The sequence below is a fragment of the Pseudomonas nitroreducens NBRC 12694 genome (assembly GCF_002091755.1).
GTDB classification, from domain to species: domain Bacteria; phylum Pseudomonadota; class Gammaproteobacteria; order Pseudomonadales; family Pseudomonadaceae; genus Pseudomonas; species Pseudomonas nitroreducens.
This window is the reverse complement of sequence record NZ_BDAI01000004.1, coordinates 492,520-514,590: the sequence shown is the minus strand read 5'-3', so window position 1 is coordinate 514,590 and position 22,071 is coordinate 492,520. Positions and strand designations below refer to the sequence as shown.

Below are 22,071 nucleotides of genomic sequence, written 5' to 3'. Positions count from 1 at the left end.
GATACCCTGCCGCCGCGACAGCCGGGTAAGCAATGGGTTGTTCGATGTGATGAAAACACAACGCGGTGACACTCTGAATAAGGACGCTCCATGACGCGACGCTCTGTAGTACCTACCCTGCTTTTTGCCGGTGCACTCGCGCTGGCCGGTTGTTCCAGCCAGAAACCGGACGCCTCGCAGTACTCGGGCTTCCTCGGCGACTACTCGCAACTCAAGCCCGCCACTTCGCCCAGTGGCCAGCCGGTGCTGCGCTGGGTCGACCCGAACCTGAAGCTCGCGAACTACAGCTCGGTGCTGGTCGAGCGGCCGGTCTACTACCCGCCGCCCAAGCCGAACGAAAACCTCGATCAGACAACCCTCAACGAAATTCCCGACTACCTGAAGAAGCAGGTCGAACTGCAGTTGGGCAGCCGCTACCGCATCGTCCAGCAGGCTGACCGCGACACGCTGGTGCTGCGCACCGCGATCAGCGGTGTGGACGTATCGAACGAAGGCCTGCACGCCTATGAAGTCATCCCGATCGCTCTGGTGGTAGCGGCAACATCCACCGCCATCGGCACGCGTGACCAAGACACCGAGGTTTTCGTGGAATTCGAGGCATTGGATGGCGCGACCAGCAAGCCGGTCGCCAAGGTGGTGCGCAAGGGTGCAGGCAAGACGCTGGAGAACTCCAGCACTCACCTCACCCTCGACGACCTGAAGCCGGTGCTCGATGGCTGGGCGCGCGACGCGGCCAACTTCAAGCCCTGACCTGTGTGGCGCTCCGGAACCGGTGCGAGCGCGTCGCCCCGGTTCCGTACGCCTTGCCTGACCCAGCCCGCTGACGCGGAGGTACTCCCTGTACCCCTAGGTCGCTCAAGACATGGCGCATCCCGAACGTCCCGGCCCCCTGGCCATGCGTACGCCGTAATGGCGACGCGGTATTCGAAATCGGTGCATCAATACCAGTTGGGATCGCTCTTGAGCTGGTCGTCGAGGATCCGTTTCACCGAATCGTCCGGCTCGCCGAGCCAGCGGAAACTGGCGTGCTTGCTCGGCGACTTGTCCGCCGGCAGGTTCTCGGGAACCTTCACATACAGCGCGTAGGCCTTGTCCTTGTCCCAGGTGAAGGCCACGTACAACCGTTCGGCGGCGCAGTTGTGCTGCTCGCACAGCTGACCCACCAGATACTTGTCGCCCTGCTCGTCCACCGCCTGCATCGGCGTGGCGGTGCCGCTGAGGTTCATCACCCAGTCCGGCAGGCGGCTCTCGTCCTTGACTACCGATTGCCAGGTTTCACGGTACTGCTCGTCGGTGGCGATCAGCTCGTTGAGGCGGTACTGCGCGTCCTTGTCCGCCTCGGCGGCCAGGGCATTCGCCCCGGCGCCGGCAAGCAGAAGGGACAGCAGGAGGCTGCGGGTAAAACTCATCGGTAAGCTCCTTGCTCGTCTTCAGCCTGGTCCGTGGGCATCAACCTCGACGACGACCCATGAAGAACGACACGATGAACAGCACCAGGAAAATCACGAACAGGATCTTGGCGATACTGGTGGCTGCGCCTGCGATACCACCGAAGCCGAGGACTGCGGCGATGATGGCGATGATCAGGAATGTCAGTGCCCAGCTAAGCATGGGGTCTCTCCTCTTCTCGTTGTCGGTTCGGCACCCACTCCAGGTGCCTGCTCCAGTGAAAGCCCGCGGAGTATTCGCAAGGCAGCCTCCGGAAGGCTTTGTCCGCCCGGGCGCTTCCGGGCACTGCGGACGTATCGGGCAGGCCCTCGGCCCGCCGGCGATTCATGAATTCGGTCAGAACACCCAGCCGCCCTGCGGTCGCGCCATCGGCTGCACCTGCGCCTGGGTCTGTGCCTGCGGGGCAGGCAGCACCTGGGGCTGGTTGCGAGCCGGCGCTGTCTGTGGATAACGCGAAGCTTCGCGGTACAGGCCAGGCGTGCTGGAGGTGGTCGGCACGTAAGCGGCCGCAACGCTGGCGGCCTGAGTGCGGGAGACCTGCATCTGCAGCTGCACCTGATTGATCAGCAGCAGCGCAAGGGCACCGGCGAAGAAGATCCGGCTCCAGACATCGATTCGTGCGACGTGCACCTGGCTGTTCGTTGCGCTGTTCATCCCGTTTCTCCTGCCCGCCTCCGGTCTTCTTGTTCGAGCTATGGTCCGTTTTCTATCGGACTTTTCGCTCTCGCCGCCGCGGGTGGTTTGTTGACTGGCTTATTAGAGAAATTGCACGCCGCGTGCCAGTCTTGAATTTTCTATTTTTACCTTATAAATCAATAACTTGAATCTAGTACCAAAGTCCCTTTGAGCTGCATCCTGCACGATGGGGGAGGATTGGTCGTGCGTTTTGCAACCCCGCTTCCAGGGCGCGTCCCTGCGCCCTGTGAACCACGTCACTTCAGCGAGTGCTTGAGCTGGCTCATCTGGTCATGGCAGGCCCGCACCTTGGGCAGTTCGGCACGCAGCAACGCCTGGGTTTCCGGCGTGCCTTTCTCCATGGCGTCCTCGAAGGCATGGAGGATGCGATCCTCGGTTTCCTCCAGCTGGGCGACGTAGGTGGCGCCTTCGTCGCTCGCCAGGGTGGCACGGGTGTCGGCGTAGACCTGGCGCAGCTTGCCCAGCAGGGTGCCGCCGGTGGCGGGCTCCTCATGGTTGGCGGCAACCTTGCCGGCGAGAGCATTGATCACGTCGGTCTTGGCCTGCGCCATGGACTGGAACAGCCTCTGCAGACGCGCGTCCTTCACTTCCTGGATGGCGTGCTGGTAGAAGCGCTGGCCGTCGCGGGTGATCTCGATAAGTTCGTTGAGCTGACTGGTCATGCGGGACATGGGAGTTACTCCTGCAAGGAAGGGTGGAAGCGTTAGGCGGCCTGGCCGGCCACCTTCAGCGCGGTGGCATCCACCTCACGCACACCGCGGGTCTTGCGCGCGGAATCGATCAATTGCTGGCGCTCGTCGGCGCTCGGTACCTGGCCACTGAGGGTCACCACGCCATCGCGGGTGGACACACCGATGGACAGGCCATCCAGCGCGTGGGCTGAGAGGATGCCGGCCTTGATCTGGCTGGTTATCCAGGCATCGCTGACAGCCGCCTGGGCGTCGCCGACGGATTTCTCCAGCTTCTGCGTCGACGCGGCATCCGGGTCGACCTTGAGGCGGTTATCCACAGAGGTGACGCCTTCGGTCTGCGCGGCGAGATGAGCAGCCTGCTGGCTGGCGTCCTCGCTGGCAGCCGTGCCCTCCAGCGTGACGGCGCCGGAGCGACTGGTGACCTTGATATCCAGGCCGTCGGCACGTTTTTCCAGCAACAGCTTGGATTTCACCTTGGCAGCGAGGGTCGCGTCGTCCCAGCGCTGCACAACGCCATCGTCCCTGGCGGCATCGCCTTTCTGCGCATCCGCCAGGGAGGCATCGACGGCCAGTTGGTTATCCACAGCGCTGATACCTTCGACACTGCCGGCAATCTGCCCGGCCAGTGCCTTCTGCTCCTCACTGGCGACAGCGCCGGTCAGTTGTGCGCGTCCGTTCTCGACGTCCACCTTGATGGCGTAAGGCTTGAGTTCGCGATTGAGATTGATGGCCGTCCAGATCGAGCCCTCCTGGCGGGCTTCGGCCAACTGCGCGGCGATTCCGGCTTCGGCAGCGTGGCTGGCGAGAGGCTGCAGGGCGAGCAGCGCGGAACCCAGGGCCAGGGCAAGGATCTTCGGGTTAGGCATGGCGGTCTCCGTCCAACGATGTTTCGCTATTGGATTCGCAAGCCCCATGCCAGTGCGTTTATTAGAATAAAAATCTTTTAATTCAATGTGTTGGGTAATTCATACAGCACCCCTGACTGTGCACCCTGCCCGAGGGGAGCGAAAGATTCTTGCAACTTGCACGAAAATCCCTGGACTAAGCAAAATCCCACACTTAACAACAACGATTCATACGAGGAAAACGCTGAATGGACGCAACGCCTGAACAGCAGGGCCGCATCCTTCTGGTCGATGACGAGTCCGCCATCCTGCGCTCGTTCCGCTATTGCCTGGAGGACGAAGGCTATAGCGTGGCGACCGCCAGCAGCGCACAGCAGGCCGAGAACCTGCTGCAACGTCAGGTATTCGATCTTTGCTTCCTCGACCTGCGTCTGGGCGATGACAACGGCCTGGACGTTCTGGCGCAGATGCGGGTGCAGGCGCCCTGGATGCGGGTGGTGATAGTCACCGCGCATTCGGCTGTGGACACCGCCGTGGACGCCATGCAGGCCGGCGCCGCCGACTACCTGGTGAAACCCTGCAGCCCCGACCAGTTGCGCCTGGCCGCCGCCAAGCAACTGGAAGTGCGCCAGCTCACCGCGCGCATCGAGGCGCTGGAAGGAGAGATGCGCAAACAGGGCGACGTGCTGGAATCCCACAGCCCGGCCATGGCCGCTGTGCTGGAAACCGCCCGCCAGGTCGCCGCCACCGACGCCAATATCCTCATCCTCGGCGAGTCCGGCTCGGGCAAGGGCGAATTGGCGCGGGCGATCCACAACTGGAGCAAGCGCGCGAAGAAATCCTGCGTAACGATCAACTGCCCTTCCCTGACCGCCGAACTGATGGAAAGCGAGCTGTTCGGCCACAGCCGCGGTGCCTTCACCGGCGCCACCGAAAACACCCTGGGGCGCATCAGCCAAGCAGATGGCGGCACGCTGTTCCTCGACGAGATCGGCGATTTTCCCCTCACTTTGCAGCCCAAGTTACTGCGATTCATCCAGGACAAGGAGTATGAGCGCGTCGGTGACCCGGTGACCCGCAACGCCGATGTGCGCATCCTCGCCGCCACCAACCGGGATCTGGCCGGCATGGTCGCCCAGGGCGCGTTCCGCGAAGACCTGCTCTACCGTCTGAACGTCATCGTGCTGAACCTGCCGCCGCTGCGCGAACGCGCCGAGGACATCATCGGCCTGGCCGAACGCTTCCTGGCGCGCTTCGTGAAGGACTACGGCCGCCCTGCCCGCGGCTTCACCGACGAGGCCCGCGCGCTGCTGCGCCGCTACGCCTGGCCGGGGAATGTGCGAGAGCTGCGCAACGTAATTGAACGGGCGAGCATCATCTGCAATCTTGATCTCATTGGCGTGGAACAGCTCGCCATCGGGGAACAGACTTCCAACTCCGCACCGCGCATCGGCGAGGCAATGAGCCTGGAGGAACTGGAGAAAGCCCACATCGCCGCCGTGATGGCCTCCAGCGCTACCCTTGACCAGGCGGCCAAGACTCTGGGGATCGACGCTTCCACCCTCTATCGCAAGCGCAAGCAGTACAGCCTGTGAACCTGCCTATCCCGATGACGCTGCGCACGAGACTGTTTCTCAGCATCTCCGCACTCATCACGGTAGCCCTGCTGGGCCTGCTGCTGGGCCTGTTCAGCGTGGTGCTGACCGGCCGTCAGCAGGCCCAACTGATCCAGCGCAACTTCGAAGCCATCGAGGTCAGTCAGCGCCTGCGCCAGGCGCTGGGCGATGAACTGGTGCAGGTTCTCAGCGCGCGACCGAGCGCTGAACATCTGGAACTGGCCCGCACGCATTTCTCCCAGGCGCTCGAGCGTGGCCGCGCGCTCGCGCGCAACAGCGGCGAACGCCTGGCCATGACGGAGATCGCCGACGCCCACCGACTGTTCGTCGAGGCGACCGATACGCCTGGACCGGGGCGCCCGGAACTGCTGGAAGACAGCGACCTCAGCCGCACCCTGGACGTCCTGCGCAACCGTTTGCTGGCGCTGCACCAGGTGGCGATGGAAAACATCAGCAACGACGAACGCTCGGCCCGTGACCGAACCTTGCTGATCAGCGGCCTGCTCGGGCTGATCGGCATCGCCATCCTGGTCGTCGGCTTTATCACCGCCCATAGCATCGCCCGGCGCTTCGGCGCCCCGATCGAGACGCTGGCCAAGGCGGCGGACAAGATAGGCCAGGGGGATTTCGACGTGACCTTGCCGGTCTCCGGCGTCGCCGAGATGTCTTCCCTGAGCCGCCGCTTCGGCCTGATGGCCGAAGCGCTGCGCCTCTATCGGGCGAGCAACACCGAAGCCCTGGGCTCAGGGCGCAAGCGCCTGCTGGCAGTGCTGGACAGCATCGATGATGGCCTGGTGATCCTTGATCGGCATGGCCGCATCGAGCACGCCAATCCGGTCGCCACGCGCCAGTTGTTCTCCCATGGCGATCCCCAGGGCCAGGACCTCGGCACGATGCTGAACAACCCGGCGCTGACCCAGGCAGTGCAGCGCGTGCTAAGTGGCAACCTGCTGGAGGAGACCCCGCAGGACCTGGTGGTGGAAGTGAGTGGCGAAAGCCGGCTGCTGACCTGGGGCATTTCGCCGGTCAGCCATGACGACGGCCGCAACATCGGCGCGGTGATGGTGGTGCGCGATGTCACCGAGCAGCGCGCCTTCGAGCGCGTGCGCAACGACTTCGTGCTGCGAGCCTCACACGAACTGCGCACCCCCATGACCGGCATGCACATGGCCTTCGGCCTGCTCGCCGAGCGCCTGAAATTCCCCGCGGAATCCCGCGAGCGAGACCTGGTGCGTACGGTGGACGAGGAAATGCATCGTCTGGTGCGGCTGATCAACGATCTGCTGAACTTCTCCCGCTACCAGAGCGGCACTCAGAAGCTGGAGTTGCAGCCCTGCGACGTTGCCGACCTGCTTCGTCAGGCGAACCACCGCTTCATCGGGCCCGCAGCGGAGAAGCACATCGAGTTGGACCTGGAGATCGCCGAGGGACTGCCGCCCATCAACATCGACCGCACGCAGATCGAACGGGTGCTGGACAACCTGATCGGCAATGCCCTGCGCCACACTCCCGAGGGCGGCACTATCCGCCTGCAGGCGCGTTGCCAGGACGAGCGCGTGGCGATTGCCGTGGAAGATAGCGGCGACGGCATACCGCTCAGCCAGCAGGGACGTATCTTCGAGCCTTTCGTGCAGGTGGGTCGCAAGAAAGGCGGCGTCGGACTCGGCCTGGCCCTGTGCCGGGAAATCGTGCAATTGCACGGTGGACGCATTGCCCTGCGCTCGCAACAGGGCAAGGGCTCGCGCTTCTACCTGCTGTTGCCGGTTTAAGACGTCGGTACGGCCAGCAGCAGCGCGGCGGTTTCCAGATCCGGTTCGCCGTCGAAGCGCGCCGGGCGGAAACGCATCTGGAACGCCGCGATCACATTGCGGGTTTCCTCATCCATCACACCACCGAGCGGCACCGCGTAACCGTGGCGTGCCAGCTGCTGCTGGAACCAGACCGGTGCCGGCAATTGCCCATTCAGCTCGGCCAGCCGGCGCGACAGCTCGCCCGGCTTCGGCCAGGGAATCAGGCCCGCGTCGGCCAGCTTCTTCCAGGGAAACAGCGGGCCCGGGTCGACCTTGCGCTGCGGGGCGATGTCGCTGTGCCCGAGGATGTGTTCCGGGGTGATGCCCTGGCGCTTGGTGATGTCCTTGAGCAAGGCGATCAATGCGTCGATCTGAGCATCCGGATAGGGATACCAGATCTTGCCGCTGGGGGTGTCGCGGTAGCCGGGGTTCACCAGTTCGATGCCGATGGACGTGGAATTCAGCCAGGTCCGGCCCTGCCATTCGCTGGCGCCGGCGTGCCAGGCGCGACGGTTTTCGTCCACCAACTGGTAGATGGTCGCCGGGTTGTCGCCGATCAGGTAGTGCGCACTCACCTCGCCGTGGGTCAACAGCGCCAGCGAACGCGGCAGGTCGGCCGAGGTGTAGTGGACGATGACGTACTGGATGCGGCTGTCCTGGTTCTTCGACACGTGCTCGCGATCGATCTGCAGCCCCTTGTCGGCACAGCCGGCGAGCAGTGTGGTGAGAAGCACGAAGGTCAGGACACGCAGGGTCATGGCAGTTCTCAAGGGGACAGCATCAGGCGGCGATGTGCAGGAAGCTGCGCACGTTCTGCAGAAGCATGTTGACGCTGAGCATGATCAGCAGCATGCCGGCCAGACGCTCCACCGCCATCAGCCCGCGCGGGCCGAGGAAGCGCTGGAGGAATGCCGCCTGCATCAGGATGAAGGCGGTCGCGGCCCAGGCCAGGATCACCGCCAGATACAGCTCCCACAAGGGACCAGTGTAGGTGCTGCGCAGGGTGATCAGCATCGCCAGCGCTGACGGCCCCGCCACCGCCGGGGTAGCCAGCGGCACGAACAGCGGCTCGTTGTCCGGCATGTCGCCCAGCACGCCCTGGGGCGTGGGAAAGATCAGGCGCATGGCGACCACGAACAGGATTATGCCGCCAGCGATACCGGTGGCTTCCTTGGACAAGCCGAGTCCGGTGAGGATGTGCTCGCCCAGGGTGAGGAACAGCAGCAGCAGGCCCAGCGCGAAGAGCAGTTCACGCAACGCTACCTTCAGACGGCGTTCAGCCGGTACGGATTTGAGGGCGGCGAGGAACACCGCGATATTGCCGAATGGATCGGTGATCAGAAAGATCAGGATGGCGACGCCGAGCATGACCGGGAAAACTCCAGCAAGAACGAGCCACTGCACAGCAAGGCTTTGTGAATAACAGAAAAAATCGCCCTGTGGATAACGACTTACCCACAGGGCGATGCGTTGTGAATCAGGATTTCTTGATCTTTTCCGGGCGCTTCCAGCCTTCGATCACCCGCTGCTTGGCGCGACCGACGCCCAGGGTGCCGGCCGGGACTTCGGCGGTAATGGTGGAACCCGCGCCAGTCGTGGCCCCGGTGCCGATATCCACAGGCGCCACCAGCGAATTGTTGGAGCCGATGAAAACGTCCTCGCCAATGCTAGTGCGCCACTTGTTGGCGCCATCGTAGTTGCAGGTGATGGTGCCGGCACCGATGTTGGAGCGCGCACCGACTTCGCTGTCGCCCAGGTAGGTCAGGTGGCCGACCTTCACGCCATCCTGCAGGTGTGCATTCTTCAGCTCGACGAAGTTACCCACATGCACCTTGCGCTCCAGCACGCTGCCCGGACGCAGTCGGGCAAACGGGCCGACATCGCTGTCGGGGCCGACATGGGCGCCTTCCAGGTGCGAATTGGCCTTGATGATCGCACCGCGACGCAGCGTGCTGTCCTTGATGTAGCAGTTCGGGCCGATCTGCACGTCGTCCTCGATCTCCACCTGGCCTTCGAGAATCACGTTGATGTCGATGCTGACGTCGCGGCCGACGCTGACTTCGCCACGAACGTCGAAACGCGCCGGGTCGATCAGGGTCACGCCTTGAGCCATCAGGCGGCGCGCCGCGCGCTGCTGGAAGAAGCGCTCCAGCTCGGAAAGCTGCAGGCGGTCATTGGCGCCCTGGGTTTCCATCGCCACCTGCGGCTGGGCAGTGGCCACGCGCAGGCCGTCCCCCACCGCCATGGCGATGACGTCGGTGAGGTAGTACTCGCCCTGGGCGTTGGAGTTGGACAACCGCGACAGCCAGCCCAGCAGGCGCTCACGGGGCGCAGCGAGGATGCCGGTGTTGCCTTCGCGGATGGCACGCTGCTCGGGGGTAGCGTCCTTCTGCTCGACGATCGCCCGAACTTCGCCATCGGCGCCGCGGATGATGCGGCCGTAGCCAGTCGGATCGTCCAGCGCGACCGTCAGCAGCGCCAGCTGTTCCGGCGTGGCCTGGGCCATCAGGCGTTCCAGGGTCGGTTGCTCGATCAGCGGCACATCGCCGTAGAGGATCAGCACATTGTCTGCACTCAGGAACGGGGCTGCCTGCGCCACAGCATGGCCGGTACCCAGCTGCTGTTCCTGGATAACGAAATTCAGGTCATCCGCCTGCAGGCGCTCACGCACCAGGTCGGCGCCATGGCCAATCACCACATGGATGCGCGACGGGCCAAGGCCTCGGGCGGTATCGATCACGTGGGCAAGCATCGGTTTGCCAGCGACCGGATGCAGGACTTTCGGCAGTGCCGAGCGCATGCGGGTGCCCTGGCCGGCAGCAAGAATGACGATTTCGAGAGACATGGGTGGGAGACCGTCCTGGTGAGCGGGATTATCCGCGAGTGGAAAAAGAAAAAGGGTAGCCAAGGCTACCCTTTTCCCATTTGACGCTGAAGTCCCTGAGGACTTCGCGGCTTAGCCGCCGTACTTCTTGCGAACCTGCTGGACCGTGCGCAGTTGCGCTGCGGCTTCGGCCAGGCGGGCTGCGGCGGAGCTGTAGTCGAACTCTGCACCTTTGCCTTGCAGAGCCTTCTCAGCTTCCTTCAGTGCGGTCTGGGCAGCCGCTTCGTCGAGGTCGCCTGCGCGAATCACGGTGTCGGCGAGAACCTTGACCATGTTCGGCTGTACTTCGAGGAAGCCGCCGGAGATGTAGTACACCTCCTGCTCGCCACCCTGCTTCACCAGGCGGATCGGACCCGGCTTGAGCTCGGTGATCAGCGGCGCGTGGCCCGGAGCGATACCCAGATCGCCCAGGGAGCCGTGCGCTACGACCAGCTCGACCAGACCGGAGAAGATCTCCGCTTCGGCGCTGACGATGTCGCAGTGGACTGTAATAGCCATACCCTTGCCTCACGTAATTAGGCTGTCGATGCGCTACTGCGCTAGGCCAGGCGGCGTTGGAATCGATCTCAGAATGCTCGTTTACCAACGTAAACTGCGCTTCTTCGATCAATTCCGCCTTGCCTGACCGTCGCTCGCAACGCTCCTCGACGGCCTGGGCGCCCGTTGCCGGGCGCACGGATTACAGCTTCTTCGCTTTCTCGATGGCTTCTTCGATGCCGCCGACCATGTAGAACGCCTGCTCGGGCAGGTGATCGTAGTCGCCGTTGAGGATGCCTTTGAAGCCAGCGATGGTGTCCTTCAGGGAGACGTATTTGCCCGGCGAGCCGGTGAATACTTCAGCCACGAAGAACGGCTGGGACAGGAAGCGCTGGATCTTACGAGCACGGGCCACCAGCAGCTTGTCGGCTTCGGACAGTTCGTCCATGCCGAGGATCGCGATGATGTCCTTCAGCTCCTTGTAGCGCTGCAGAACGTACTGCACGCCACGAGCGGTGTCGTAGTGATCCTGGCCGATGACCAGCGGGTCCAGCTGACGGGAAGTCGAGTCCAGCGGATCCACGGCCGGGTAGATACCCAGCGAGGCGATGTCACGGGACAGTACGACAGTGGCGTCCAAGTGGGCGAAGGTGGTCGCCGGGCTCGGGTCGGTCAGGTCGTCCGCGGGAACGTAAACGGCCTGGATCGAGGTGATCGAGCCTTTCTTGGTGGAGGTGATGCGCTCTTGCAGAACGCCCATCTCTTCGGCCAGGGTCGGCTGGTAACCTACTGCCGAAGGCATACGGCCCAGCAGTGCGGATACTTCGGTACCGGCGAGGGTGTAACGGTAGATGTTGTCGATGAACAGCAGTACGTCACGGCCTTCGTCACGGAACTTCTCGGCCATGGTCAGGCCGGTCAGCGCAACGCGCAGACGGTTGCCCGGCGGCTCGTTCATCTGGCCGTAAACCAGGGCTACCTTGTCCAGTACGCCGGAATCCTTCATCTCGTGGTAGAAGTCGTTACCCTCACGAGTACGCTCGCCCACACCAGCGAACACAGAGTAACCGCTGTGCTCCATGGCGATGTTACGGATCAGTTCCATCATGTTGACGGTCTTGCCGACACCGGCACCACCGAACAGACCGACTTTACCGCCCTTGGCGAACGGGCAGACCAGGTCGATAACCTTGATGCCGGTTTCCAGCAGGTCGTTGCCGCCAGCCTGGTCAGCGTAGGACGGAGCGTCGCGGTGAATACCCCAGCGCTCTTCTTCGCCGATCGGGCCCGCTTCGTCGATCGGGTTGCCCAGCACGTCCATGATACGACCCAGGGTCTTGGTGCCGACCGGGACGGAGATGGCTGCGCCGGTGCTTTCCACGTTCAGGCCACGCTTGAGGCCTTCGGTGGAACCCATCGCAATGGAACGAACCACGCCGTCGCCCAGCTGCTGCTGGACTTCCAGGGTGGTTTCGACGCCCTGAACTTTCAGGGCCTCGTAGATGCTCGGCACGGCATCGCGCGGGAATTCCACGTCGATCACGGCGCCGATGATTTGAACGATACGTCCGCTACTCATGTCTGGTTCCTCTGAATTTTGAACCTGTTCTTACACCGCGGCAGCGCCGCCGACGATTTCCGAGATTTCCTGGGTGATCGCCGCCTGACGTGCCTTGTTGTAGATCAGTTGCAGACCACTGATCAGATCACCGGCGTTGTCGGTAGCGTTCTTCATTGCAATCATCCGGGCCGCCTGCTCACAGGCGTTGTTCTCAACCACGGCCTGGTACACCTGGGATTCCACGTAGCGCACCAGCAGGCCGTCGAGGAGGGCCTTGGCGTCGGGTTCGTAGAGGTAGTCCCAGTGGTGCTTCAGCTCGGCATTGTCCTCGGCCACCAGCGGAATCAGCTGTTCCACGGTCGGCTTCTGGGTCATGGTGTTGACGAACTTGTTGGAAACCACGTACAGGCGATCGATACGACCTTCCAGGTAGGCATCCAGCATGACCTTGACGCTGCCGATCAGATCATTGATCGACGGCTCTTCGCCCAGGTGGCTGATAGCTGCAACCACGTTGCCGCCATAGCTCTTGAAGAAGGATGCACCCTTGGAGCCGATCACGCAGAGATCAATCTCCGCGCCACGATCGCGCTGCCCGCTCATGTCCTTGACGAGCGCCTTGAACAGGTTGATGTTCAGGCCGCCAGCCAGGCCACGGTCGGAGCTCACCACGATGTAGCCGACGCGTTTTACTTCACGCTCGACCATGAACGGGTGACGGTATTCCGGGTTGGCGTTGGCCAGATGGCCGATCACCTGGCGAATGCGCTCCGCGTAGGGACGGCCGGCCGCCATGCGCATTTGTGCCTTGCGCATCTTGCTCACCGCCACCTTTTCCATGGCATTGGTGATTTTTTGCGTGCTTTTGATGCTCGCAATCTTGCTGCGAATCTCTTTTGCGCCTGCCATTTCACACCTATCGGTTTAGCAGGCGGGGGCCGTCACCGACCCCCGCTGCGGCTTACCAGGTTTGGGTGGCCTTGAACTTCTCGATGCCGGCCTTGATGCCTGCGTCGATTTCGTCGTTGAAGTCACCCTTCTCGTTGATCTTCGCCAGCAGAGCGGCGTTCTCACGTTGGAAGTAGGCGATCAGCGCTTGTTCGAAGGCGCCCACCTTGGCGATCTCGACGTCCTGCAGGAAGCCACGCTCGGCGGCATACAGGGACAGCGACATCTCGGCGATGGACATCGGCGCGTACTGCTTCTGCTTCATCAGCTCGGTAACGCGCTGACCATGTTCCAGCTGCTTGCGGGTCGCGTCGTCCAGGTCCGAGGCGAACTGGGCGAAGGCCGCCAGTTCACGGTACTGGGCCAGGGCGGTACGAATGCCACCGGACAGCTTCTTGATGATCTTGGTCTGGGCCGCGCCACCGACACGGGATACCGAGATACCGGCGTTGACGGCCGGACGGATACCCGAGTTGAACATGGCGGATTCCAGGAAGATCTGGCCGTCGGTGATCGAGATCACGTTGGTCGGAACGAACGCGGAAACGTCGCCGGCCTGGGTCTCGATGATCGGCAGGGCGGTCAGGGAACCGGTCTTGCCTTTCACTTCGCCGTTGGTGAACTTCTCTACGTACTCTTCGGAAACGCGGGAAGCGCGCTCCAGCAGACGGCTGTGGAGATAGAACACGTCGCCCGGGTAAGCTTCGCGGCCCGGCGGACGGCGCAGCAGCAGGGAGATCTGGCGGTAGGCAACAGCTTGCTTGGACAGATCGTCATAAACGATCAGAGCGTCTTCGCCGCGGTCACGGAAGTACTCGCCCATGGTGCAGCCGGAGTACGGAGCCAGGTATTGCAGAGCGGCGGATTCGGAAGCGCTGGCAACCACCACGATGGTGTTGGCCAGGGCGCCGTTTTCTTCCAGCTTGCGAACGACGTTGGCGATGGTCGATTGCTTCTGACCGATGGCAACGTAGACGCAGCGGATGCCGCTGTTCTTCTGGTTGATGATGGCGTCGATGGCCAGAGCGGTTTTACCGATCTGACGGTCACCGATGATCAGCTCGCGCTGGCCACGGCCAACCGGGATCATGGCGTCGACCGACTTGTAACCGGTCTGAACCGGCTGGTCTACCGACTTACGCCAGATCACGCCCGGTGCCACTTTCTCGACAGCGTCGGTCAGTTTGGCATCGATCGGGCCTTTGCCATCGATCGGGTTACCCAGGGCGTCGACAACGCGACCCAGCAGTTCCGGACCAACCGGGACTTCCAGGATGCGGCCGGTGCACTTGGCGTTCATGCCTTCTTTGAGGTCCTGGTATTCACCCAGTACCACAGCACCGACGGAGTCTTGCTCCAGGTTCAGCGCCATACCGTAGACGCCGCCCGGGAATTCGATCATCTCGCCGTACATGACGTCGGCCAGACCGAAGATGCGCACGATGCCATCGGAAACACTGACGATGGTGCCTTCGTTGCGCGCTTGCGAGGCGACGTCGAGTTTCTCGATGCGCCCCTTGATGATTTCACTAATTTCGGAAGGATTGAGTTGCTGCATGCCGCTGCCCCTTCAAACTCAAGATTTCAACGCTTCGGCCAGTTTCGCGATTTTGCCGCGCACCGAGCCATCGATTACCAAGTCGCCGGCGCGAATAACCACGCCGCCGATCAGGCTCGCGTCTTCCGACGCATGAAGTCGCACTTCGCGACTGAGCCGGGCGCTGAGAGCCTTGGCGAGTTTGTCCTGCTGTTGCTGGTCCAGGGCGAAGGCACTGGTGACCTCGACCTCGACCAATTTTTCCTGCTCGGCCTTGAGTTGCTCGAACATCACGAAGATGGTCGGCAGCAGGTCGAGCCGCTTGTTTTCAGCCACAGTCCGGACGAAGTTCTGGGCCGGAGCATTGAGCTTGTCGCCACACACGTCGATCAGCGCGTCAGCCTTGGCGGCTGCGGTCAGCTGAGGCTCCTTGAGCAGCTGGCGCACGGTGTCGTCCTGCGACACTGCAGCCAGCACACCCAGAGCAGCAGACCAATCGGCCAATTGCTGATGAGCCTGGGCGTACTCGAAAGCCGCCTTCGCGTAAGGACGAGCCAATGTGGTCAGTTCTGCCATATCGCCCTCTGCTTAGATCTCGGCGGCCAGTTGATCAACCAGCTGCTTTTGCGCGTTGGCATCGATCGAAGCACCCAGGATCTTCTCGGCGCCGGAGACAGCCAGGGCACCCACTTGGGCACGCAGGGCGTCTTTGACGCTGTTGAGTTCCTGTTCGATCTGGGCTTTGGCCTGGGCGATCATGCGATCACCTTCGGCACGGGCCTGATCACGGGCTTCGTCAACGATCTGGTTAGCGCTCTTCTTCGCCTGCTCGATGATTTCGGCTGCCTGAGCCTTGGCTTCGCGCAGTTGCTGACCCGCTTTCTCGTGGGCCAGTTCCAGGTCACGAGCCGCGCGGTTGGCAGCGTCCAGGCCGTCGGCGATCTTCTTCTGACGCTCGTGCAGAGCCGCAATGACCGGAGGCCACACGAACTTCATGCAGAACAGGACGAAGATGGCGAACGCGATGGCCTGGCCGATCAGAGTTGCATTAATGTTCACGCCAATACCTCGCTCGTTCGTTGTTCAGTCACAGATTTCCGCGTTGCGGAAATTACTGGGCAACCTGAGCAATGAACGGGTTAGCGAAGGTGAAGAACAGAGCGATACCAACACCGATCATGGTCACGGCGTCGAGCAGGCCGGCGACGATGAACATTTTGACCTGCAGCATCGGAACCATTTCCGGCTGACGAGCAGCGCCTTCCAGGAACTTGCCGCCCAGCAGGCCGAAGCCGATGGCGGTACCCAGAGCGCCCAGACCGATCAGCAGTGCAACGGCGATAGCAGTGAGTCCAACTACAGTTTCCATTTTTCCTCCCGACTTTTTTGTCGTGTTGGTTAAAGGTTGAAGCAAGTTAAGGTGGTGAAGCTCTTCTTACGCCCACTCCCGCGAGGGAATGGGCGCATAGAATCTTTGGATCAGTGGCTGTCTTCGTGGGCCATCGACAGGTAGACGATGGTCAGCATCATGAAGATGAAGGCCTGCAGGGTGATAATCAGGATGTGGAACACGGCCCACGCCCAGTTCAGCACGACGCCCATGCCGCCCAGCCAGAGGATGCCGGAACCGAACATCACGGCGATCAGGATGAAGATCAGCTCGCCGGCGTACATGTTGCCGAACAGACGCAGTGCCAGGGATACCGGCTTGGCGATCAGGGTCACGAACTCCAGCAGGAAGTTCACGGGGATCAGGATGATCTGAACCACCATGTTGCTGCTGTGGAACGGGTGCAGGGTCAGCTCGCCGAGGAAGCCGCCGATGCCCTTGACCTTGATGCTGTAGAAGATGATCAGCGCGAACACGGCGATCGACATGCCGAAGGTAGCATTCGGGTCGGTAGTGGCCACGGCGCGGAAGAACAGGTGCTCGTTGCCGGTGACCGCCTGAGCCGCCAGCGGCAGGAAGTCCACGGGCACCAGGTCGATCAGGTTCATCAGGAAGATCCAGACGAACACGGTCAGCGCCAGCGGTGCGATGAGCGGATTACGGCCGTGGAAGGTGTCCTTCACGCTGCCGTCGACGAACTCCACGAGAACTTCGACGAAGTTCTGCAGGCCGCCAGGTTGACCGCTGGTGGCCTTCTTGGCTGCCATGCGGAAGATCAGGATGAACACCAGGCCGAGGAATACGGACCAGCCCAGGGTATCAACGTGGAATGCCCAGAAGCCCATTTCCTTGGCTTGTTCGGCGGTGTGGGCGAACCCCCAGGAACCATCCGGCAGACGACCCAGGGTCAGGTTCTGCAAGTGGTGCTGGATGTAACCCGAAGCGCTTTCTGCTGCCATGTTTGCCTCAATCGCTCTAAGGTCTTGTAAATGTGTTTCGCATCAGCAGGGGTGCAAACCAGCTGACCGCGAGGGTCAGCAGGTAGAGGCCGAACAGCGCCGGGGGCGCCAGCGGCTTCACACCTGCGAACGTCAGTGCGAAGAGCACTGCCGTCAGAATCAGTTTTCCCGCCTCACCGGCATAAAAGGACCGGACTATCAGCTGGGCAGAACGCGCGCCGCTATAACGGAACGCCTTGCGAGCAAAGTACAGATTCGGCAACCACGCAATCAGGCCTCCGAGCAATCCGGAATAACCTGCGACCGATCCCCGGGCAAACCACAGGGTTGCTGCACCGATAAGCAGCACCACCAGTTGGACGAGCAACAGGCGAAACGCCGGTTGACGATGGAAGGGCAAACGATTGGGCTTGCGGGGTTCCATCTGAGCTCACAGTCCTCTGGCGTCGGCTTCACAAATCAACAACTTGGCATACTTTGTGCCGACAAAATTGCGCGCAGAGTATAGGGGGCGCCGCATACCCGTTCAACCGTCAGGTAGTGATTTCCGACGACCCCCTACATAGCCTTTCGTATCAGCGTATGTGGGCGAGCACACCCTGCAGCTCGTCGAGGGAGTTGTAGCGGATCACCAACTGGCCCTTGCCCTTCTGGCCATGGCGAATCTGCACGGGAGCGCCCAGGCGCTCGGCCAGGCGCTGTTCGAGGCGGCTGATGTCCGGGTCGGTCCTGACCGTTTTGACAGGTTCCTCGGATGTATTGAGCCACTGGCGCACTAGTGCTTCGGTCTGACGCACAGTGAAACCGCGTGCGACAACATGTCGCGCACCCTCAACCTGCCGATTCTCCGGCAGTCCGAGCAAGGCGCGGGCATGGCCCATTTCCAGGTCGCCATGGGAGAGCAGGGTCTTGATCTCCTCCGGCAGAGCGATCAGCCGCAACAGATTGGCCACGGTGACGCGGGATTTGCCCACGGCGTCGGCGACCTGTTGCTGGGTCAGCTGGAATTCCTGCTGCAGGCGCTGCAGGGCAGCCGCTTCCTCGATAGGATTGAGGTCTTCGCGCTGGATGTTCTCGATCAGTGCCATGGCGATGGCAGCTTCGTCGGGCACTTCGCGGACCATCGCCGGGATCTTGTCCAGGCCGGCCTGCTGGGTGGCGCGCCAGCGGCGCTCACCGGCGATGATCTCGTAGCGACCGTTGCCGATGGGGCGCACCACGATCGGCTGCATCACACCCTGGGCCTTGATCGACTGGGCGAGTTCCTCGAGGGCCTGCGGGTCCATGTCGCGGCGGGGCTGGTACTTGCCGCGCTGGATCAGGTCCAGCGGCAGGTGTTGCAGCTCCTTGCTGTCCACCTGAACGGCTTCTTCCTGCAGCGTAGCGGCGCTGGAGCCACTGAGCAGGGCGTCCAGCCCGCGTCCGAGACCTCGTTTCTTGGCGGCCATGCGGGTTCCTTAATCTCTTAGGCGGGTGCGGTGGTGCGAGCGGCGCGCTGACGGCGCACCAGCTCGCCGGCCAGCGCCAGGTAGGCGAGGGCACCGCGCGATTGCTTGTCGTAGACCAGCGCCGGCATGCCGAAGCTGGGGGCTTCAGCGAGTCGCACGTTGCGCGGGATCACGGTGGTGTAGAGCTTGTCGCCGAAGTGTTCCTGCAACTGCGCGCTGACGTCGTTGGTCAGGCTGATGCGCGGGTCGTACATGGTGCGCAGCAGGCCTTCGATCTTCAGCGCCGGGTTCAGTCGCTCGGCAATGCGCTGAATGCTGTTCATCAGGTCGGTCAAACCTTCCAGTGCGTAGTACTCGCACTGCATCGGGATGATCACGCCGTCCGAGGCGGACAGGGCGTTGACCGTCAGCATCGACAGCGACGGCGGGCAGTCGATGAGGATGAAGTCGTAGTTCTCGCGGATCGGCGCCAGCGCGTGGCGCAGGCGATGTTCCTTCATGTCCATCTCCAGCAGCACCACTTCCGCCGCGGTGAGGTCGCGGTTGGCGGGCAGCAGCTGGTAACCGCCGTGCTCGGAGAACTGCATGGCCTGGGCCAGGTCGCATTCGCCGGTGAGCACGTCGTAGATGGAATGGTCCAGGGACAACTTATCCACACCGCTGCCGGTGGTGGCATTGCCCTGTGGATCGAGGTCGATCAGCAGCACGCGTCGCTTGGTGGCGACCAGCGATGCCGCGAGGTTGATACAGGTCGTGGTCTTGCCGACGCCGCCCTTCTGGTTGGCGATCGCGAATACCTTAGCCATGGTTTTCCCCACTCCCCGTCATGCAGTGCGGCGCAGTATCAGCAGATGGCGCTGGCCTTGGCAACCCGGCACCGCCAGAGCGTGTTCGGCTTCGACCCGGAAATCTTCCGGGAGTGCCGCGAGCTCGTCGCTGGGGTGCACGCCTTTCATGGCCAGCCAGTTGGTTCGAGTGTCACCCAGGTGACGCGTCCAGTTCGTGAAGTCTTCGAGGCTGCTGAAAGCCCGCGAGACGATCCCGTCGAACGGCTGCTCGGGCTGGAAGGCTTCCACACGGCTGTGGATAACCTGCAGGTTGTCGAGCTTGAGCTCCAGCCTCACCTGGGTCAGGAAGCGGGTCTTCTTGCCGTTGCTGTCCAGCAGGGTCAGGGACTTTGCGGGGAACAGTATGGCCAGCGGGATACCAGGCATGCCTCCACCGCTGCCGACATCCAGCCAGCGCTCACCGCCGGCGGCTTCGAATTGCGCGACGATGCTCAGACTGTCGAGCAGGTGGCGCGAGACCATTTCATCCACATCGCGCACGGCGGTGAGGTTGTAGGCCTTGTTCCACTTGGCCAGCAGGGCCAGGTAGTCCAGCAGTCGTTGCTGGGCAGCGGCGTCGATATCCAGGCCGAGCGTCTGGATGCCACGCGCGAGTTCGTCGGCGTGACGGGCAGTGACCACGGACATCAGGCGCTCTGCTCCAGCTGACGACCGGACGAGCGTTTCTTCAGATGGATCAGCAACAGGGAAATCGCCGCCGGTGTCACGCCCGGGATGCGGCCGGCCTGACCGAGGGTTTCCGGTCGGGCATTACCCAGCTTGAGCTGAATCTCCTTCGACAGCCCGGAAATGGACTGGTAGTCGATATCCACAGGCAGGCGGGTGTCCTCGCTGGCACGCAGGCGAGCGATCTCTTCCTGCTGGCGATCGATATAGCCGGCGTACTTGGTGCGGATCTCCACCTGTTCGGCGACCTGCGGGTCTTCTGCGCCAGCGCCGGTCACTTCGGCCAGGCTTGCGTAGTCGATTTCCGGACGGGCCAGCAGGTTGAGCAGGTTGTATTCGTGAGCCAGCGGAGTGCCGAAGCGATCGGCGATGGCATCGCCCTGCGCAGTGTTGGGGCGAACCCAGGTGCTCTTCAGCCGCTGTTCTTCACGCTCGATACCTTCGCGCTTGGCTTCGAATACAGCCCAGCGCTCGTCGTCGATGAGACCCAGCTCGCGGCCCTTTTCGGTCAGGCGCAGATCGGCATTGTCCTCGCGCAGGATCAGCCGGTATTCGGCGCGCGAGGTGAACATGCGGTACGGCTCCTGGGTACCGAGGGTGATCAGGTCGTCGACCAGTACGCCGATGTAGGCCTCGTCACGACGCGGGCACCAGCTGTCGCGGCCTTGTGAACGCAGTGCGGCGTTGGTGCCGGCGAGCAGGCCCTGGGCGCCGGCTTCTTCGTAGCCGGTGGTGCCATTGATCTGGCCAGCAAAGAACAGGCCGTCGATCACCTTGGTTTCCAGGCTGTACTTGAGGTCACGCGGGTCGAAGTAGTCGTACTCGATGGCGTAGCCCGGGCGAACGATATGCGCGTTCTCCATGCCGCGGATCGACCGGACGATATCCAGCTGCACATCGAAGGGCAGCGACGTGGAGATGCCGTTCGGATACAGCTCGTGCGTGGTCAGGCCCTCGGGTTCGAGGAAAACCTGATGGCTGTCCTTGTCGGCGAAGCGATGGATCTTGTCTTCGATCGACGGGCAGTAACGCGGACCGACACCTTCGATCACACCGGAGTACATGGGCGAGCGATCGAGGTTGGACGCGATGATCTCGTGGGTCCGCGAGTTGGTGTGGGTGATCCAGCAACTGACCTGGCGCGGATGCATTTCCCTGGAACCGAGGAAGGACATCACGGGAATCGGGGTATCGCCCGGTTGTTCGGTCATCACGCTGAAATCGACGCTGCGACCATCGATGCGCGGAGGCGTCCCGGTCTTCAGGCGACCGACACGCAGCGGCAGCTCGCGAAGGCGCTTGGCCAGGGCGATGGAGGGCGGATCGCCTGCGCGGCCGCCGGAGTAATTCTGCAGACCGATGTGGATAAGTCCGCCGAGGAAGGTGCCGGCGGTAAGCACGACGTTATCCGCATGGAATTTCAGACCCATCTGGGTCACCACGCCGCGCACCTGATCCTGCTCGACGATCAGGTCATCGCAGGACTGCTGGAATATCCAGAGGTTGGGCTGGTTCTCGAGGATTTCCCGCACCGCTGCCTTGTAGAGGATGCGGTCTGCCTGTGCACGCGTAGCGCGTACGGCCGGGCCCTTGCGGCTGTTCAGGACGCGGAACTGGATGCCGCCTTTATCGGTGGCCAGCGCCATGGCGCCGCCCAGGGCATCGATTTCCTTGACCAGATGGCTCTTGCCGATCCCACCGATGGCGGGGTTGCAGCTCATCTGGCCGAGGGTTTCCACATTGTGGGTGAGCAGCAGCGTCTTCACGCCCATGCGTGCAGCCGCTAATGCGGCCTCTGTGCCGGCATGGCCGCCGCCGATCACGATCACGTCAAAACGGGAAGGGAAATCCACCACGCACCTCGTGCCTGTTGATCAAGGAGAAAGAAGAGAGCCGGACAGTATAGGGGTTAAGGGCTTTCGATTGAAGGCGCTGAACAAAAAATAGCCAATCGGTTTTGTTCGACGCTATAGAAAATAAAAGAGAGGAACTTTTTTAAATCTTTTTAGAGCTTGTGTTTATGTATGGTGAAGCGGTTTTCTGTGGATAAGCCGATGCAGGCCTTGAACCATAAAGGTTTCAGCCGATAACAACCCTGTGTCGATGCTGTCAGGTTGCAGGGGATCTCCCGTGTTCAGCCTGTGGATGAAGTAGCATGTTATCAACAGGTGGATTTACCCACAGGATGGTGCAGGGGTTGTCTACTAAGCTGTACGGTACTTTTCCACAGGGTTCACGAATGCCTGTGGAAGGATCCTTTTATTC

24 protein-coding genes are annotated in these 22,071 nt (G+C 62.3%); 3 read left to right on the top strand and 21 right to left on the bottom strand.

All coding sequences use genetic code 11. The annotated features are described in order from the left end of the window. The first annotated feature begins 90 nt into the window (after positions 1-90). Positions 91-750, top strand: a complete 660-nt coding sequence (locus tag PNI01S_RS14720) for a DUF3313 domain-containing protein (RefSeq protein ID WP_024764992.1) — start codon at positions 91-93, stop codon at positions 748-750. 188 nt (positions 751-938) lie between these two features. Here PNI01S_RS14720 and PNI01S_RS14715 read toward each other — a convergent pair whose 3' ends face one another. The 5 genes from PNI01S_RS14715 to PNI01S_RS14695 form a co-directional block, all read right to left on the bottom strand. After that, the gene (locus tag PNI01S_RS14715) at positions 939-1,409 is read right to left on the bottom strand and encodes an inhibitor of vertebrate lysozyme family protein (RefSeq protein WP_054907599.1); all 471 of its coding nucleotides are present in this window, start codon (positions 1,407-1,409) and stop codon (positions 939-941) included. A 40-nt stretch (positions 1,410-1,449) separates the two neighbouring features. Continuing rightward, the gene (locus PNI01S_RS14710; protein ID WP_017518828.1) at positions 1,450-1,611 is read right to left on the bottom strand and encodes a DUF1328 domain-containing protein; all 162 of its coding nucleotides are present in this window, start codon (positions 1,609-1,611) and stop codon (positions 1,450-1,452) included. 174 nt (positions 1,612-1,785) lie between these two features. After that, positions 1,786-2,103: a hypothetical protein gene (locus PNI01S_RS14705; protein ID WP_084358495.1), complete on the bottom strand. Its 318-nt coding sequence runs from the start codon at positions 2,101-2,103 to the stop codon at positions 1,786-1,788. Between the two features lie 278 nt (positions 2,104-2,381). Then, positions 2,382-2,816, bottom strand: a complete 435-nt coding sequence (locus PNI01S_RS14700; protein WP_084358494.1) for a ferritin-like domain-containing protein — start codon at positions 2,814-2,816, stop codon at positions 2,382-2,384. A gap of 32 nt (positions 2,817-2,848) precedes the next feature. Next, positions 2,849-3,703, bottom strand: coding sequence for a BON domain-containing protein (locus PNI01S_RS14695; RefSeq protein ID WP_084358493.1), 855 nt, complete (start codon positions 3,701-3,703; stop codon positions 2,849-2,851). Between the two features lie 227 nt (positions 3,704-3,930). Between PNI01S_RS14695 and algB the strand changes: the two genes are divergently transcribed. Both algB and PNI01S_RS14685 read left to right on the top strand, forming a co-directional pair. Continuing rightward, positions 3,931-5,277, top strand: coding sequence for a sigma-54-dependent response regulator transcription factor AlgB (algB, locus tag PNI01S_RS14690; RefSeq protein WP_024764997.1), 1,347 nt, complete (start codon positions 3,931-3,933; stop codon positions 5,275-5,277). A 2-nt stretch (positions 5,278-5,279) separates the two neighbouring features. Further along, complete coding sequence (locus tag PNI01S_RS14685; RefSeq protein ID WP_037007236.1) at positions 5,280-7,067, top strand: ATP-binding protein; 1,788 nt, start codon at positions 5,280-5,282, stop codon at positions 7,065-7,067. Here the strand turns inward: PNI01S_RS14685 and PNI01S_RS14680 are convergent. The 16 genes from PNI01S_RS14680 to mnmG form a co-directional block, all read right to left on the bottom strand. After that, positions 7,064-7,858, bottom strand: coding sequence for an N-acetylmuramoyl-L-alanine amidase (locus PNI01S_RS14680; protein ID WP_462442695.1), 795 nt, complete (start codon positions 7,856-7,858; stop codon positions 7,064-7,066). The two genes, PNI01S_RS14685 and PNI01S_RS14680, sit on opposite strands and share 4 nt — an antisense overlap. 10 nt (positions 7,859-7,868) lie before the next feature. Then, positions 7,869-8,456 carry a MarC family protein gene (locus PNI01S_RS14675; RefSeq protein ID WP_017518835.1) on the bottom strand — a complete coding sequence of 196 codons (588 nt, stop codon included), beginning with the start codon at positions 8,454-8,456 and terminating at the stop codon, positions 7,869-7,871. 109 nt (positions 8,457-8,565) lie between these two features. Next, on the bottom strand, positions 8,566-9,933 hold the full coding sequence (gene glmU, locus PNI01S_RS14670; protein ID WP_084358492.1) for a bifunctional UDP-N-acetylglucosamine diphosphorylase/glucosamine-1-phosphate N-acetyltransferase GlmU: 1,368 nt from the start codon (positions 9,931-9,933) through the stop codon (positions 8,566-8,568). A 111-nt stretch (positions 9,934-10,044) separates the two neighbouring features. Continuing rightward, complete coding sequence (locus PNI01S_RS14665) at positions 10,045-10,470, bottom strand: F0F1 ATP synthase subunit epsilon (protein WP_017518837.1); 426 nt, start codon at positions 10,468-10,470, stop codon at positions 10,045-10,047. A 181-nt stretch (positions 10,471-10,651) separates the two neighbouring features. After that, positions 10,652-12,028 carry a F0F1 ATP synthase subunit beta gene (gene atpD, locus PNI01S_RS14660; RefSeq protein WP_017518838.1) on the bottom strand — a complete coding sequence of 459 codons (1,377 nt, stop codon included), beginning with the start codon at positions 12,026-12,028 and terminating at the stop codon, positions 10,652-10,654. 30 nt (positions 12,029-12,058) lie between these two features. Beyond that, entirely contained in the window at positions 12,059-12,919 is an 861-nt protein-coding gene (gene atpG / locus PNI01S_RS14655) for a F0F1 ATP synthase subunit gamma (protein ID WP_017518839.1), read from the bottom strand. Between the two features lie 52 nt (positions 12,920-12,971). Continuing rightward, a complete protein-coding gene (atpA, locus tag PNI01S_RS14650) occupies positions 12,972-14,516 on the bottom strand; it encodes a F0F1 ATP synthase subunit alpha (protein ID WP_017518840.1) in 1,545 nt (514 codons plus the stop codon). An 18-nt stretch (positions 14,517-14,534) separates the two neighbouring features. Next, positions 14,535-15,071, bottom strand: a complete 537-nt coding sequence (locus PNI01S_RS14645; protein WP_024765001.1) for a F0F1 ATP synthase subunit delta — start codon at positions 15,069-15,071, stop codon at positions 14,535-14,537. Positions 15,072-15,083: 12 nt separating this feature from the next. Next, a complete protein-coding gene (locus PNI01S_RS14640; protein ID WP_017518842.1) occupies positions 15,084-15,554 on the bottom strand; it encodes a F0F1 ATP synthase subunit B in 471 nt (156 codons plus the stop codon). Positions 15,555-15,606: 52 nt separating this feature from the next. After that, positions 15,607-15,864 carry a F0F1 ATP synthase subunit C gene (atpE, locus tag PNI01S_RS14635; protein ID WP_003457994.1) on the bottom strand — a complete coding sequence of 86 codons (258 nt, stop codon included), beginning with the start codon at positions 15,862-15,864 and terminating at the stop codon, positions 15,607-15,609. A gap of 110 nt (positions 15,865-15,974) precedes the next feature. Further along, the gene (gene atpB, locus PNI01S_RS14630) at positions 15,975-16,844 is read right to left on the bottom strand and encodes a F0F1 ATP synthase subunit A (RefSeq protein ID WP_017518843.1); all 870 of its coding nucleotides are present in this window, start codon (positions 16,842-16,844) and stop codon (positions 15,975-15,977) included. 16 nt (positions 16,845-16,860) lie between these two features. After that, positions 16,861-17,268: a F0F1 ATP synthase subunit I gene (locus PNI01S_RS14625; RefSeq protein ID WP_024765003.1), complete on the bottom strand. Its 408-nt coding sequence runs from the start codon at positions 17,266-17,268 to the stop codon at positions 16,861-16,863. 151 nt (positions 17,269-17,419) lie between these two features. After that, positions 17,420-18,292 carry a ParB/RepB/Spo0J family partition protein gene (locus PNI01S_RS14620; protein WP_024765004.1) on the bottom strand — a complete coding sequence of 291 codons (873 nt, stop codon included), beginning with the start codon at positions 18,290-18,292 and terminating at the stop codon, positions 17,420-17,422. A gap of 17 nt (positions 18,293-18,309) precedes the next feature. Further along, positions 18,310-19,098 (bottom strand): ParA family protein, encoded by a 789-nt coding sequence (locus PNI01S_RS14615; protein WP_024765005.1) that lies wholly within the window; start codon positions 19,096-19,098, stop codon positions 18,310-18,312. 18 nt (positions 19,099-19,116) lie between these two features. Next, positions 19,117-19,767 (bottom strand): 16S rRNA (guanine(527)-N(7))-methyltransferase RsmG, encoded by a 651-nt coding sequence (gene rsmG, locus PNI01S_RS14610; RefSeq protein WP_024765006.1) that lies wholly within the window; start codon positions 19,765-19,767, stop codon positions 19,117-19,119. Continuing rightward, positions 19,767-21,659: a tRNA uridine-5-carboxymethylaminomethyl(34) synthesis enzyme MnmG gene (gene mnmG / locus PNI01S_RS14605; RefSeq protein ID WP_084358491.1), complete on the bottom strand. Its 1,893-nt coding sequence runs from the start codon at positions 21,657-21,659 to the stop codon at positions 19,767-19,769. Before mnmG ends, rsmG begins: the two co-directional genes overlap by 1 nt. Positions 21,660-22,071: the final 412 nt, after the last annotated feature.